13 protein-coding genes are annotated in these 14790 nt (G+C 46.7%); 10 read left to right on the forward strand and 3 right to left on the reverse strand.

Annotation, left to right across the window (positions count from 1 at the left end; translation table 11 throughout):
* The first annotated feature begins 242 nt into the window (after positions 1-242).
* Entirely contained in the window at positions 243-1355 is a 1113-nt protein-coding gene (ald, locus tag ACHKAR_RS12830) for an alanine dehydrogenase (protein WP_159584911.1), read from the forward strand.
* 54 nt (positions 1356-1409) lie between these two features.
* Here ald and ACHKAR_RS12835 read toward each other — a convergent pair whose 3' ends face one another.
* A complete protein-coding gene (locus ACHKAR_RS12835; protein ID WP_395417683.1) occupies positions 1410-1853 on the reverse strand; it encodes a type I restriction enzyme HsdR N-terminal domain-containing protein in 444 nt (147 codons plus the stop codon).
* Entirely contained in the window at positions 1840-3135 is a 1296-nt protein-coding gene (locus tag ACHKAR_RS12840; protein WP_395417684.1) for an MFS transporter, read from the reverse strand. Before ACHKAR_RS12840 ends, ACHKAR_RS12835 begins: the two co-directional genes overlap by 14 nt.
* A 134-nt stretch (positions 3136-3269) precedes the next feature.
* Between ACHKAR_RS12840 and ACHKAR_RS12845 the strand changes: the two genes are divergently transcribed.
* The 9 genes from ACHKAR_RS12845 to ACHKAR_RS12885 all read left to right on the forward strand — a co-directional run bounded on the left by ACHKAR_RS12845 (position 3270) and on the right by ACHKAR_RS12885 (position 13963).
* Positions 3270-4598, forward strand: a complete 1329-nt coding sequence (locus ACHKAR_RS12845) for an NAD(P)/FAD-dependent oxidoreductase (protein ID WP_255465563.1) — start codon at positions 3270-3272, stop codon at positions 4596-4598.
* Between the two features lie 4 nt (positions 4599-4602).
* The gene (locus ACHKAR_RS12850) at positions 4603-5334 is read left to right on the forward strand and encodes a C39 family peptidase (protein ID WP_395417685.1); all 732 of its coding nucleotides are present in this window, start codon (positions 4603-4605) and stop codon (positions 5332-5334) included.
* On the forward strand, positions 5324-6772 hold the full coding sequence (locus tag ACHKAR_RS12855) for a RimK family protein (protein WP_159584908.1): 1449 nt from the start codon (positions 5324-5326) through the stop codon (positions 6770-6772). Before ACHKAR_RS12850 ends, ACHKAR_RS12855 begins: the two co-directional genes overlap by 11 nt.
* Before the next feature lie 5 nt (positions 6773-6777).
* Positions 6778-8019 (forward strand): carboxylate-amine ligase, encoded by a 1242-nt coding sequence (locus ACHKAR_RS12860; protein ID WP_395417686.1) that lies wholly within the window; start codon positions 6778-6780, stop codon positions 8017-8019.
* Complete coding sequence (locus ACHKAR_RS12865; protein WP_395417687.1) at positions 7986-8747, forward strand: N-formylglutamate amidohydrolase; 762 nt, start codon at positions 7986-7988, stop codon at positions 8745-8747. The genes ACHKAR_RS12860 and ACHKAR_RS12865 overlap by 34 nt, the downstream gene beginning before the upstream one ends.
* A gap of 35 nt (positions 8748-8782) precedes the next feature.
* Positions 8783-9712 (forward strand): succinylglutamate desuccinylase/aspartoacylase family protein, encoded by a 930-nt coding sequence (locus ACHKAR_RS12870; protein WP_159585250.1) that lies wholly within the window; start codon positions 8783-8785, stop codon positions 9710-9712.
* Between the two features lie 129 nt (positions 9713-9841).
* Positions 9842-11479 (forward strand): alpha-glucan family phosphorylase, encoded by a 1638-nt coding sequence (gene glgP, locus ACHKAR_RS12875; RefSeq protein ID WP_395417688.1) that lies wholly within the window; start codon positions 9842-9844, stop codon positions 11477-11479.
* Between the two features lie 70 nt (positions 11480-11549).
* The gene (locus tag ACHKAR_RS12880; protein ID WP_395417689.1) at positions 11550-13430 is read left to right on the forward strand and encodes a PAS domain-containing sensor histidine kinase; all 1881 of its coding nucleotides are present in this window, start codon (positions 11550-11552) and stop codon (positions 13428-13430) included.
* Positions 13431-13522: 92 nt separating this feature from the next.
* Positions 13523-13963, forward strand: a complete 441-nt coding sequence (locus tag ACHKAR_RS12885) for a hypothetical protein (RefSeq protein WP_159584903.1) — start codon at positions 13523-13525, stop codon at positions 13961-13963.
* Here the strand turns inward: ACHKAR_RS12885 and ACHKAR_RS12890 are convergent.
* Positions 13960-14787, reverse strand: coding sequence for an alpha/beta hydrolase (locus ACHKAR_RS12890; protein ID WP_395417690.1), 828 nt, complete (start codon positions 14785-14787; stop codon positions 13960-13962). The two genes, ACHKAR_RS12885 and ACHKAR_RS12890, sit on opposite strands and share 4 nt — an antisense overlap.
* Between the last annotated feature and the right edge of the window lie 3 nt (positions 14788-14790).

Consider the following 14790-nt stretch of genomic DNA (forward strand, 5'->3'; position numbering starts at 1 on the left):
AACTATCACAAATTTAATAAATTAGCGGGAATTTTCTTTGAAATAACGATAGAAAGTTACTGAAAGGAGGAGTTTAATCGTTTTCATAAAATATAATATTCCGAATTGTGAGATTAAACAGAATATTATTTCAATAAAGAATGTAAGCGTGATTGCTTCTATCGAATTTCAAAACGGCTAATTATTTGTGATTTGGGCCATTTATCTTTGCTTAAATAAACACCCAAATTTGACTCAAAATTATGATTATCGGCGTTCCAAAGGAGATTAAAAACAACGAAAACAGAGTGGCTGTGACCCCTGCAGGTGTCATTGAGCTTTCAAAAAACGGACATCAAATATATGTACAATCTACTGCCGGTTTGGGGAGTGGATTTGCAGATGAGCAATATGAGGAGGCAGGAGCCACCATACTCCCTACCATAGAGGAGACTTATGCCATCGCTGAGATGATCATGAAAGTAAAGGAGCCGATAGAGCCCGAGTATAAGCTCATAAAGAAGGATCAATTGGTATTCACCTATTTTCACTTTGCTTCATATGAACCCCTGACTAAGGCCATGATGGCGAGTGGAGCGGTTTGTCTTGCTTATGAGACTGTAGAGAAACCAGACAGGTCATTGCCCCTTTTGGTGCCCATGTCTGAGGTAGCCGGAAGGATGTCTATTCAGGAAGGTGCCAAATACCTGGAGAAGCCTATGGGCGGAAGGGGTATTTTGCTGGGAGGTGTACCTGGTGTTCGTCCGGCCAAGGTGTTGATCCTCGGTGGTGGAGTAGTAGGTACCAATGCGGCTAAAATGGCAGCTGGTATGGGCGCCGATGTGACCATCATGGATGTGAGCCTGCCGAGATTGCGATACCTGGATGATGTGATGCCTGCCAATGTGAATACCTTCATGTCCAATGAGTTCAACATTCGTGAACTGATCAGGAACCATGACCTCATCGTAGGTGCGGTATTGATACCAGGTGCAAAAGCCCCTCACCTGATCACGCGAGATATGCTGAAAGAGATGAATCCAGGTACGGTGTTGGTAGATGTGGCTGTAGATCAGGGTGGCTGTATCGAAACCTGCCGACCCACCACACACCAGGATCCTACCTATGTGATTGATGGTATCCTGCACTACTGTGTGGCGAACATGCCGGGTGCTGTGCCTTATACTTCTACTTTGGCGCTGACCAACGCTACACTTCCTTACGCCATTCAGCTGGCCAATAAAGGATGGAAGAAAGCATGTCAGGATAATAGAGAGTTGCTCCTGGGACTGAATGTAATCAATGGAGAGATTGTATACGAAGGGGTAGCAAAAGCCTTTAACCTCCCTTTTGCTCCAGCTGAGAAGTTTTTATAGAAATAAAGCTTTGGTTAATAGAAGAGAAGGGTGCCTGCAGGCACCTTTTTTTGTTTATACGAATTTCGGAAATTCTTTGAGCTGATAATACTTATTCTCGTCGCTCCTGTATTCCCATATGAAATGAACCATTCCGTTGGTTAGCGCCACATACCGGGCCTTTAACTCTTTGTTGTAAACACTCACCTGATTGAGCGCCTTACGATCTATTTTCACGTCAGCAGCTTTGCACTCTACCAGCAAAAAATTACTTCCTTCTCGATCGCAAAGCATGATATCACTTCGCTTGGCAGATTTGAAATAAGCCAGGCCGGTTTCCACTTTTATCAGGGACTTGGGGTAGGCCAGATGATTCACCATCAGGTGAATAAAATGTTGTCTGACCCACTCTTCAGGGGTGAGCACCAGATACTTTTTTCTGACGATATCAAAAATAAACTGATTACCCTCCTCGCTTTTCAACTTGAAGTCACTAGGTGGTAGGTTAAGTTTTTGCATGCTGGTTTTTGGGCATTTTCACAAAGATCAAGAGCAAAAAACCAATGACAAAATAAGAAGCAAGAGCGAGTGTACTATTTCTCATGCTTCCGGTGATCTGCTCGATAAAGCCATAGCTAAAGGTGCCAAGGACTACGCTGATGTGGAAGGTCACATCGAAGAAAGAGAAATATGAAGCATGATCCATGGTGTCAGTAGGGATCAGTTTGGAAAATGTGGCCCTCGAAAGTGCCTGAATTCCCCCCATCACCAAACCAACGAGCACGGCAACAATATAAAATTCATTGACCGAGGTAATGGTGTATGCAAATACGCAAATGCCAACCCAGATAAAGATCATCAGACTGAGTGAGAAAATATTCCCCTTTCTATCGGATATTCTGGCAAAGAGCGTCGCTCCTCCTATGGCCACAAACTGAATGATCAAGATCACTGGAATGAGCTCACCGGATCCGAGTTTCAGCTCTTTTGTACCAAAAAGTGTGGCCAGAAGCATGATCGTTTGCACGCCCATATTGAAGAAAAAGAAGGAGAGAAGGTACTTCTTGATATTGGGCTGGTGCTTCAGGGCCAAAAAGACTTTTTTGAGTTCCAGGTAGCCATTGAGAAGGATTCTTCCGGTGGGCTTTCGATTAAAAACGTTGGCAGGCAGGTGCTTGAGTGGAATCTGTGCAAACCCAATCCACCACAGCCCTACAAGCAAAAATACCGTACGTGTGGCGTCACCCTTATTGGTAAAACCAAAAGACTCATAGAAAGTAATGAGAATAAGACTGAGGATAAGCATGAGCGCACTGCCCGCATACCCAAAGGAATAGCCCCGGGCACTGATCCGGTCTGTCATGCTGGCTGGAGCTATCTCTGGCAGGTAGGCATCGTAAAATACCAAACCTGAGCTATAACCCAAACTGGCCAGAAGCACACAGATAATACCCCACTCCAGGGTATCGGAGGTAAAAAAGAACATGCCCATGCAGGCGATGGCACCGAGCGTGGTGAAAATCCGCAGGTACTTCTTCTTCTCTCCAGTATAGTCAGCTATCCCTGAGAGTAGGGGAAGAATGAGAGCCGATAGCAGGTAAGAAAGAGAGAGTGCATAGCTATAAAGGACGGAATTGATCATTTCAAACCCGAAGAAGCTCACCTTGTCAGAGTTGGCTTCATTGGCCGTGACCGCCGTGTAGTAAATGGGGAAAATAGAGGTGTTGATCACCAGGTTGTATACCGAGTTGGCCCAGTCATACATACACCAGGAATTCACTACTTTTTTACTGCTTTCCATGTCTGAAAATTATTTTAAAAATATCATCATTCCGGGTGTCCATTCTTCTATGAATCTCGTTGTAATTTTGCGTGTTTAATAATGGCAAGGTTAATAAGATTTAACCTGATCTGATTAATAAAACAAAAGGCAAAGTGGAAGAATTGACCGAAGCACCCGTTCAAAGAAGGAATAAAATCACTGAAAGAATACCATGGACGGACATGACCCGCGTGGTGATCATAGGAGGAGGCTTTGCGGGTATCGAGCTGGTACGGAAACTGAGCAAGCAAAAAGTGCAGATCGTGATGGTAGATAAGCACAACCATCACACCTTTATCCCGCTGCTCTATCAGGTAGCCACGGCGGGACTAAGTCCCGGGGACATCTCCAGCCCGCTCAGGGAGTTTCTTCAGGATCACAAAAACTTCCATTTCCGAATGGCCAAGGTTACTCAGATCCATGCGGATGAAAAGAAGATAGAAACCAATCTCGGGTTTTTAAAATATGACATTCTGGTAATTGCTTCCGGTGCCACCACCAATTTCTTTGGTAATAAACTCCTGGAGAAAAAGGCCTTCAAACTCCGTGAGATGAGTGATGCCATTGAGCTGAGAACCAAACTCATTGCCAACTTTGAAGAAGCGCTGCAATTGGACGAAGCGGAGGACGAGGCCTTGGAAAAGTTTATGAACATCGTGATAGTGGGTGCGGGTCCTACGGGGGTGGAGCTGGCCGGGGCCATCGGTGAGCTTCAGAAGCACGTGTTGCCTTTGGACTACCCGGAGATTGATTTCACAAAAATGAAAATACACCTCATAGAAGGTGCGGACAGGGTATTGCCACCCATGTCTGATAAGTCTGGACGAAAGGCTGCCAAATACCTCACTCATTTTGGGGTGAATGTACAGTATGGGAAGCTGGTGGAGAAGTATGATGGCGAAACAGCCTACCTCAGTGATGGCACCAGCATCAAGACCAACTGCTTAATATGGGCAGCGGGTGTCAAAGGGAACACCATCCCCGGATTGAGGGAAGGTGCCGTGGAGAAAGGACGTATCCTGGTGGATAAATTCAACCTGGTGAAAGGACATGAATTTATCTATGCGGTGGGAGATGTGGCCATGCAGGTAGATGAAGAATATCCGAAAGGGCTGCCTCAACTGGCCCCCGTAGCGATCCAGCAGGCTCACCTTCTGGGTGAAAACCTGAAGCGGTTATTCAATAAAGAGCCGATGAAGCCTTTCAAGTATGTGGATAAAGGCACCATGGCTACCGTAGGGCGAAATAGAGCAGTGGTAGATGCTCCTTTGAACATTACGTTTGGAGGTTTTTTCGGGTGGTTTGTCTGGATGTTCGTACACCTGTTCTCCATTATTGGGTTGAGAAGAAAATTTTTGGTTTTCTTAAATTGGGTATGGAATTATTTTACTTACAACCGAGGAAACCGGTTGATTATCAATAAGGATTTAGAAGACGTTTAAAGCGTTGATCAAAAACCCCGAATTGGATGCCAGGACTTTAAGTTTGGACATCCACGCACAGCCCAACGACGAAACATGTGGGCCAACCTGCCTTCAGGCAGTTTATCAGTACTTTAATGACCCTATGCCTTTGGATACGGTCATTTCAGAGGTAAAAACCCTGAAGAGCGGTGGTACTTTGGCGGTCATGCTGGGAAATCATGCCCTGGCCAGAGGGTATCAAGCCACATTGTATACTTACAACCTCCACATGTTTGATCCTACCTGGTTTAGTTCGGGTGTGGATATTCGTGCCAAGCTGGAAGAGCAGAAAATTTATAAAACGGCGAAGCGCTTTCATGTGGCAGCCAATGCCTACCTCAAGTTTTTGAAGCTTGGCGGAGAAATCAAATTTGAGGAGTTGAATACCAAGCTCATCAAGAGGCTTTTGAATGAAAACAAGCCTATACTGACCGGGCTGAGTGCTACCTATCTCTATAACTGTTCCAGGGAGATCGGTGCCATCAATGAATATCATGACGTGAAAGGGGAGCCTACAGGCCATTTTGTGGTGGTGTATGGTTACGATCCGGTGAATAGGGTAGCGCACATTGCTGATCCATTGGAAGCCAATCCCATCAGCGACACCCAACATTATCGTGTATCACTTCAGCGGCTGATTAACTCCATTTTATTAGGAATTGTCACCTATGATGCTAACTTATTGATTTTATCTCCCAAGCACAATGGCTTATAAACTGATAGTAACAGAACGACAGGACGAGTGGAAGGACCTGCCGGATGATGTAGAATTGATTTCACCGAGTGATTACTTCTCCACCGATATTTATCAGAAGTCGCGAAAATATAAAGTGGTCAACCTCTGCAAGAGTTATCAATATCAGAGTGTGGGATATTATGTGTCCCTCCTGGCGGAGGCACGTGGCCACAAGGTGATGCCACAGATCACCACCCTGCAGGATTTCCGATTTCCGGCATTGGTGAGGGAAGATGCAGAGGACTTTGACGACATCATACAGCAGAGTCTGAAAAAACAAACCGGTGATAAGTTGGACCTCATCATTTGTCTGGGGCAGGTGTACCAGCCACAGTTTGCCAGGATCAGCACCTTGCTGTTCAATCTTTTTCAGGTGCCCATACTGAAGGCTTGCTTTACCAAAAAGGACAAATGGATGCTCACTCAGCTGAAACCATTGAACCTGAGTGAACTACCCGAAGATCAAAAAGGACTCTTGCGTACAGCGCTGGACGAATACCTCCAGGGAAAAAACAAATTGAACAAGCAATACAGCCGCAAGAAATACGACCTGGCTATTTTGATCAACCCAGAGGAGGAGACCCCTCCATCCAATAAGAAGGCCATTCAGAACTTTGTGAAGGCCGGAGAAAAAGTGGGGTTCAATGTGGACCTGATCACCAAAAACGACTTTGCTAAGCTCATTCAGTACGATGCTTTGTTCATTCGCGAAACCACCAATGTGAACCACCATACCTTCAAGTTTGCCAAAAAAGCAGCCTCCGAAGGACTGGTGGTGATGGATGATCCGGAATCGATCTTGCGTTGTACCAACAAGGTATACCTCAGTGAGTTGCTCCGGGCACACAGCATTCCTACACCGGCTTATTACATCATCAAGAAGGATAAAATGAGCCAAATCAATGCTTCAGCGTTCGAATATCCGATCATCCTGAAGCAACCCGATGGTTCTTTTTCCAAAGGGGTGAAAAAGGCGAAGAATGAAGCCGAGCTGATTAAAGTGCTGAAAGACTTCTTTCAAACCTCTGAGCTGGTCATTGGGCAGGAGTTTATCCCCACTGATTTTGATTGGCGGGTGGGGGTGCTCAATAAAAAGCCCCTGTATGTCTGCAGGTATTACATGGCGGCAGATCATTGGCAAATTGTGAATTGGAAGGGATCAGATACACCGGATGAGGGGGACGCAGACACCATTGCTGTGGAGGATGCACCGAAAGCCTTGATTGATCTGGCGGTGAAAGCTACTTCCCTTATCGGGAATGGGCTTTACGGAGTGGACATCAAACAAAGAGGTAAGAAATTTTATATCATAGAAATCAACGATAACCCCAACCTGGATGAAGGTGTGGAAGATGCGGTACTTAAACACCAGCTTTACCAGACGATCATGCAGGAATTTATGAACCGATTGGTTTAAGAACCATGGAAAAAACATCCCGCCTCCACTTGTTCGAGGGCTACGGCGTAGAACTCGAATACATGATCACCGATCAATCATCCCTGGATGTAAGGCCTATCGCCGATGTGTTGCTTCGCAATGCAGAAGGTGAAGTAGAAGGGGAAATGGATCACGGACTCACGGCCTGGAGCAATGAGCTCGTGAGTCATGTCATAGAGTTGAAGTCCAATGGCCCTACTGGCGACCTGGTGGCACTGAGAGATAAGTTTGTACTGGACGTGAGAGCGATTAACCGTCAGCTGGTTACCAACGGGGCCATGCTGATGCCATCGGCAGCTCACCCCTGGATGAACCCTGCTAAGGAGACCAAGCTATGGGAGCATGAAAGCCAGGAGATTTACCAGGCTTACGATCGCATTTTCAGCTGCAGAGGGCATGGTTGGTCCAACCTGCAGAGTACCCATATCAACTTGCCGTTTTACGATGACGAGGAGTTTGCCAGGTTGCACACAGCCATTAGGTTTATGATGCCCATGATCCCGGCCCTCACGGCTGCCAGTCCTGTTTTGGATAGGAAGTTTACAGGCTACATGGACAAGCGACTGTACTATTACGAAAAGAATCAGTCCAAGATTCCCGTGCTTACAGGTAAGGTGATTCCTGAGAAATTATTCAGCAAATATGCCTATCAAAAGCATGTTTATGATCGCATTGCAGCAGCGATCAAGCCATTCGACACTGATCATATTCTGAAGCCGGTTTGGCTGAATTCAAGGGGCGCTATGGCCAGGTTTGACCGAGGAGCCATTGAGATCAGAATCATTGACATCCAGGAGTGCGTAAGTGCAGACCTGGCTGTGGTGGCTTTGGTGACTGGCTTGGTCAAGCTTTTGGTGCGAGAAACACTGGTGCGCTTTGATGTGCAGGAAACGTTTGAAACGGAGGATCTGTATGATGTTTTCAAAAGCTGTGTGAAGTCTGGGAGTGCTGCGCTCATTCAGGACCCGACCTACCTCAGTGCGTGGGGCTATGATCAGCCCGTGACCGGCAGGCAGTTTTGGGCGGATGCCATACAGAAGGTTAGTCAGGCGTTGCCGGAGTATCTGATGCCATGGCTGGAAACCCTGAATCAACTCAATGCTCAGGGGACCCTTGCGGAAAGAATCATGACGGCACTGAATGGAGATTTCTCTGAAGAGAAGCTAAAAGAGACCTACTCCAAACTGGCACAATGCCTTCATCAGGATCAGCTTTTCATTCCATGAATAAGGTGACAGCTCTGATTACCTGCGAGCATGCAAGTAATCAGATACCTCCCCGGTACCGGGGCATATTCTCTGAGGCGCACACAGACCTTCAAACCCATCTTGGTTGGGACCCCGGCGCACTGGAACTGGCCAGAATTATTTCGGGCCAGTTGAAAGTACCGTTGACCACCTATGATTATTCACGCTTACTCATTGAGGTAAATAGGTCACTGGATCACCCTCAGCTATTCTCCAGGTATTCTGGTGGGTTATCTGAGGAGGAAAAGGAGCAATTGAAGTGCACATTTTACCAGCCCTACAGGGAGGGAGTGGAAGCCCAAATCTCCCACCTCATTGACCAGGGTCATCAGGTGGTACATCTTTCGGTACACAGTTTTACGCCTGTTTTTTTTGGTCAGAAAAGAGAAGTGGAAGTGGGTCTTTTGTTCGATACAACCCGAACCTCAGAGGCCGACTTTTGCCTGAAATGGCAGGAAGAGTTGAGAAGGATAAGGCCACAGCTCGTGATTAGGGATAATGAGCCCTATGCCGGAGCGGATGACGGATTTACCACGTATTTGCGTACCCGGTTTTCAGGAGCACAGTATTTGGGTCTGGAGTTGGAGGTGAGTCAGGCATATGCTGACCAAATGCAAGATGGGTTTGGGGCTGATATTTCCGAGAGTTTTTGTCAGACACTCGCTCTATGGCGTTCAGATTTGGACATGGATCAAAAGTATTTGTAACTTCATTTCGTTTTTATTAGCCAAACAACAAAAGTATGCGCATAGCCGGGGTGGAGATTCCTGTAGGGAAGACCAAAAAGATCGATGTTAATATTGCCAAACTTCCATCCGGTACACTGATTGACATCCCGATTATTGTTTACCGGGCGCCCAAAGAAGGCCCCACGCTCATGCTACTGGCAGGAATGCACGGCGATGAGATCAACGGAGTGGAGATCATGCGCCGGATTATCCGTGAGAAACTTTACAAAGTAGATGCCGGCACGGTGATTTGTATCCCCATTATTAATATTTACGGGTTTATCAATTTTTCCAGAGATGTACCCGATGGTAAGGACATCAACCGGTCGTTTCCGGGCTCCAAAACGGGCTCATTGGCCAGTCAGGTGGCGCACTTCATGATGCAGGAGATCATCCCTCATATAGATTACGGGGTGGACTTTCATACAGGAGGTGCCCGCATCAATAATTCCCCACAGGTGAGGGTGCAGACAGACGATGCACAGAACCTTGAGCTGGCACAGGCATTTGGCACCAGGTTTATCCTCAACTCTCCTTATCGGGAAAAATCCCTCAGAAAAGAGGCCTTTAAGCACGGCAAAAGAATATTGGTCTATGAAGGCGGTGAGTCGCTGCGTTTGCGAAAGAGTGCCATCGATGAAGGCATCAGCGGGATGCAGCGGGTAATGAAACACCTCAAAATGAAGGACTCAGCACCAAAGCCTGAGCGGGAAACCATTCTGATCAATAAATCCACGTGGGTTCGCGCCAAATCGGCCGGGTTACATTATTCATTCGTGAGAAACGGATCTAAAATAATTCCCAAGGAAATACTGGGCGAGGTATGCGACCCATACGGTACGTACCAGGTAAAAATTAAATCTCCGCTCGAAGGGTACATCATTGCTGTGAATAATCACCCGGTAATCAACAGGGGGGATGCCCTCTTTCATGTGGGGAATTGATGCCCGGGGCACCCACTTCAGTAGGGAGCTCTGATTGAAAACGTTTGTATAAAAAATGTATTCCTTTTTCTATTTGAGTTGTGGTTTAAAATCTTATTTTCGAGCCCTTTAGCATAAGATTTTAGACAAATGACTGAATATAACAAGTGGTTTCATCCCTATAAACCGGATAAGAAGTACAGTAAAAAAGTGGCCTATTTCAGTATGGAGTTTGCCATCGATCAGGCCTTGAAAATCTACTCAGGTGGTCTTGGGTTTTTGGCTGGCTCTCATATGCGCAGTGCCTACGAACTGCGCCAGAATATGATCGGGATCGGCATGCTCTGGAAATATGGATACTATGATCAGAGCCGGGCAGTGGATGGTTCATTGGAGGTAAAATCCATAGAGAAGTACTATCCGTACCTGGAGGATACCGGGATCCAGGTGAAAATACAGGTATTGGACAATGCCAATGTACATGTGAGAGCCTATGTGTTGAAGCCAGAAACATTTGGTACGGTGCCTATGTACTTTCTCAGCACGGACGTACCGGAGAATGACCACCTTTCCCGCACCATTACAGACAGGCTTTATGACGCCAATGACCTGACCAGAATATCTCAAAGCATCGTTTTGGGAATAGGGGGTGCCAAGGTAGTGGAGGAACTGGGCGGCGCTGATGTCTACCACCTCAACGAGGGGCATGGTCTTCCGGCATTTTATTACCTGAAAGACAAGGGCTACTCCAGAGAACATTTTGCGTTTACCACGCACACACCAGAGAAGGCTGGAAACGAGGAGCGTAGCGGTGATTTTCTGAATAAAATGGGCTTTTTCGGCAGGCACCTTTCGGCGGAGGAGCTGGAAACGCAAACAGTCAATGACGGAATGCTCAGCTATACAGTGGCGGCTCTGAGGCTGGCCAATCGGTCCAATGCCGTATCCAAACTGCACGCGAAGGTCTCGCAGGATATGTGGAAGGGGTATGAGGGCATCAGCGAGATTATCCCGATCACCAATGCTCAGAATCAAAAATACTGGCAGGATGAAGCACTGGCTGCTGCGGCAGAAAGTGGGGATAAGGTTGCGTTTGTCAATCGCAAAAAAGAACTAAAGACTCAGCTTTTCAAAGAGGTGGCCGATCAGACTGGTAAGTTGTTTGATCCTGAGGTACTCACCATCGTATGGGCGCGCAGGTTTGCCGGGTATAAGCGTGCCGATTTGCTCCTGAGCGATGAGGCCAGGTTTGAGAAGGTGCTGAGCAATACCAAAAAACCGATTCAAGTCATCTGGGCGGGCAAGCCCTATCCCAAGGATCAGGATGCCATAGACACCTTTAATAGACTTCATTTTTTCAGTAAATACCGAAGCAATGTAGCCGTATTGGTGGGGTATGAGTTAGAGCTCTCCAGGCTGCTGAAACTAGGCTCGGACATTTGGCTCAATAATCCAAGAGTGACCCGGGAGGCCTCTGGTACCAGCGGTATGACTGCTGCCATGAATGGGTCAGTGAACCTTTCTACGTATGATGGCTGGATTCCCGAGTTTGCCAAAGATGGTAAGAACAGTTTTGTGATACCACCGGCTGACCTGAAGCTGGATATGGAGGGTCAGGATCAGCAGGATCAGGAAAGCCTATATCATATTCTGGAAAGTAAGGTGATCCCTACTTATTATGGAAAACCTGATACATGGCACGACATAGTGGTGAATGGAATGAAGGATGTATTGCCAGAATTTGGGAGTAACAGAATGGCTGCTCAGTACTTCAAAGAGCTTTATTAATCCGGGGTAAGTTCGTTTTAGACGAAAATAGATTTCTCTGAGACGGTTTTTTCACTTATTTTCAAGTGAAATGAGTCCTGCACGGAAACGAAACCTGGTGATCTACATTGTAGGAGGAGTCCTTATGATCACTCTTCCGTTGTTTGCAGTTTGGATGGGATCCATTGTGAGTGGCTCCGAAGGCACAGTCATTTCTGATGAGCTCCAATTCTTTAGAAATGCGCTTTTGGTGGCGTCTGCTGTTGCTGCAGTGTTGCTTTTGGTGCTTTATTGGCACTTTCAGCAATTGCTTTCGGAGTATTTGCAGGAGAAAAGAAAAGTGGAGGAGAAACTGGAAACTTATTCGGCGCGTCTTACCTCTTACATTGAAAGTCCTGAGTATGTGAGCATTTTTTCCCTGGATAGGGATATGTGCTATACCGGGTTCAACTCCCTCCATCAGAAGGAAATGCGGCTATATTTTCATGCGCATGCGGAGGAGGGAGCCTATATCGTGGACCTTTTACCCCAGGAGGTCAGAGAGCGCACTGTTCGAAACTTTAAACGGGCTCTTAATGGAGAACACTTTTCTGTCACCAGCCTGTATAACCATAGGTACTATACTCAGATTTTTAATCCTGTGTATGACGATCATGATAACGTCGTGGGGCTTACGAGCAACGTTTTTGACGTGACGGATCGCATTCAGGCCGAGCAGGAATTGGAAAATTACAAAGACCAGCTGGAGGAACTTGTGAGACAGCGAACCGCTCAGCTGGAAGAACAATCAGAATTTTTTCAAAAGATCATTGATAATTTGCCCAATCTCATTTTTGTCAGGGATGCCCAGAGCAAATATGTGCTTGTGAATCAGGCCATGGCTGATTCTTTTGGGTTGAAAATAGAAGAGTTTATCGGGCGAACGATAGCGGAAACACATCAGAATGCTGAGGATGCTGAAAAATTTGCAGCGGAGGATGTGGAAATTCTGGCCAATAATAAAACAGTGGAGGAGGAGTCGTTGCATAAATACCCGGATGGCTCCGAAAAATGGCTTTTTCTCAGCAAGCGCAGGATGCAGATAGGTGCCGAAAAGTACCTGCTAGGCGTACACAATGATATCACTAACCTGAAGCAGACGGAGTTTAAGCTACTGGAGGCCAACCATGAGCTGCAGCAGACCCTCAATAGGTTGCGTGCTACCCAGATGCGCCTGATAGAATCCGAGAAAATGGCTTCACTTGGCCAGCTTACTGCGGGCCTTGCCCACGAAATCAATAACCCCATTAATTATGTGGCGGGCAATATCGGGCCAATTAGAAGGGACCTGGGAGAGTTGAAAGAATTTCTTATCAGCCTGAACAATAACCACCATGAACAAAGCCCCGCCGTTGAAACGCAGAATTTTGAGTTGCTTTTTGATGAATTGGATTCTCTGCTGGAAGGGGTAAATGAAGGGGCTGACAGAGTGAAGACCCTGATGAACGACCTCAATACTTTTTCGCTGCCGGAAGGCGCCAAAAAAGTGTATTGTGATGTCAATGATTCACTCAAATCAACCATTAACCTTGTTCGCCATCACCTCAAAGACAGAATTCGCCTGGAGTTGGACTTTGGAGAGTTACCCGATATTTTGTGCAATCCCCAGCAACTGAGCCAGGTGTTCTTGAACATTCTGAATAATGCCATTCAGGCTATTACCCATGAAGGGGTAATCACAGTGAAGACCAAAAGAAAAGATGGGCATGTGGTCATAGAGCTGTCGGATACCGGGCATGGGATCTCCAAAGAGCATATCAACAAAATTTTCGATCCCTTCTTCACCACTAAGGAGGTAGGTGAAGGCACCGGCCTGGGCTTATCCATTTCATACCGGATCATAGAGGAGCACAAGGGGAAAATAGAGGTGTATAGTGCTCCGGGCAAAGGGGCCAGATTCAGAATATTCCTGCCCCTTGGTTCGGATTCATAAATTCCCATCCATTCGTCGTTTTTACCGGTTCATTGTTCGTAATTAGGATGTCTTTGGCGGAATTCTAACTTTGGTTTGGATATTATCTGCTAATGGAACAAAATCTCGCCTCGAAACTTTCGGGAAAATACCTTGGAAACATGGTCTATTCTGCCTCACGCAGAGTGGTGAGAACCTATGTGGAGGTAGTGAGATTAAATCACATCATTGTAAAGGTGCTTTTTAGCCTGGAAGGACAGGAGTTCGTATTTCGGGCGATGCTCTCAGAGCAGGAAGAAGGTCTTTTGATGATCATTCAGGATCGTGTGACCAAAGATCATATCCTTTCTGGTGTGAGCGGTTTTCTTTATCAGAAACCCAATGTGCATGGGGGATATATCCATAAACTCAACTCTTTTTACTTTCACATCCGTGTCAAAGGATTTGAAGGGGACTTCACGGAAGTCTACTTCATGGGAAAAGAGGAGCTTGAGTACCAGCTGCTGGATCAGAAGCGTTCTCAGGATATTCTGAAAGTCAAATCTTTGTCTTAGGCTTCCGCCAAAATCCACTTGGCTACCTGCTGCATCACTTCCTCCTTGCCCAAATCCTGAAAGGGCTCATGTAAGACTCCATCCAATTCCGTCCATGACAGGAGTTCATTACTTTCCGCATAGTTTTTGGAAGCTTTCCAGCTGACGATCGGATCTGCATTCCCATGAATGACCAGCCCTTTGATTTTCACCTCCGAAGCCCGCTGAAGCGCCTCTTCGCCAGCGGCAGTGCCCGATGTGAACAACCCGGCGGAAATTACCCGATGCACCAGCGGATCATGATCATAGGCTTCTACCACTGCGGGATCCCTACTAAGATCAGCGGCATTCAGGTCGTTGGGCTGTGTGAGTGCGGGGAGGATGCCAGAGACCAATTTACCGAGAGTCACTTTCCATTTGGGGGGCTCGAAGGCCAAACGAAACCAGGGGCTGGTGAGCACAAAACCTGACAGCTCGGTGGTGTTCATTTTCAGTACATAGTTAGCCACCAGATTACCACCCATACTTTGTCCCAGCAGGTACATGGGGAGCTCCGTGTACTCCGCACGGGCAGTTTTCAGAAGTTCTTCTATATCGCTGAGCAGAAGTGGATAGCTTCGGGCGTGTCCTCGCTTGCCATGTGAAAGTCCGTGGCCACGGAGGTCCATGGCAAACACGGTAATCCCTTGTGAATTGAGGAAAGTGGCCAATTCCTGATGTCGATTGCTGTGCTCACCCAGTCCATGAATGATGCAGAGCATTTTGCTGGGATGTTCGCAATCCCAGTGGCGATAATAAAGTCTAAGGCCATCCTGGCTTAAAAAATATTCTGTTTCGCTATCCATTCT

The sequence above is a fragment of the Marinoscillum luteum genome, assembly GCF_044005705.1.
Lineage (GTDB): Bacteria > Bacteroidota > Bacteroidia > Cytophagales > Cyclobacteriaceae > Marinoscillum > Marinoscillum luteum.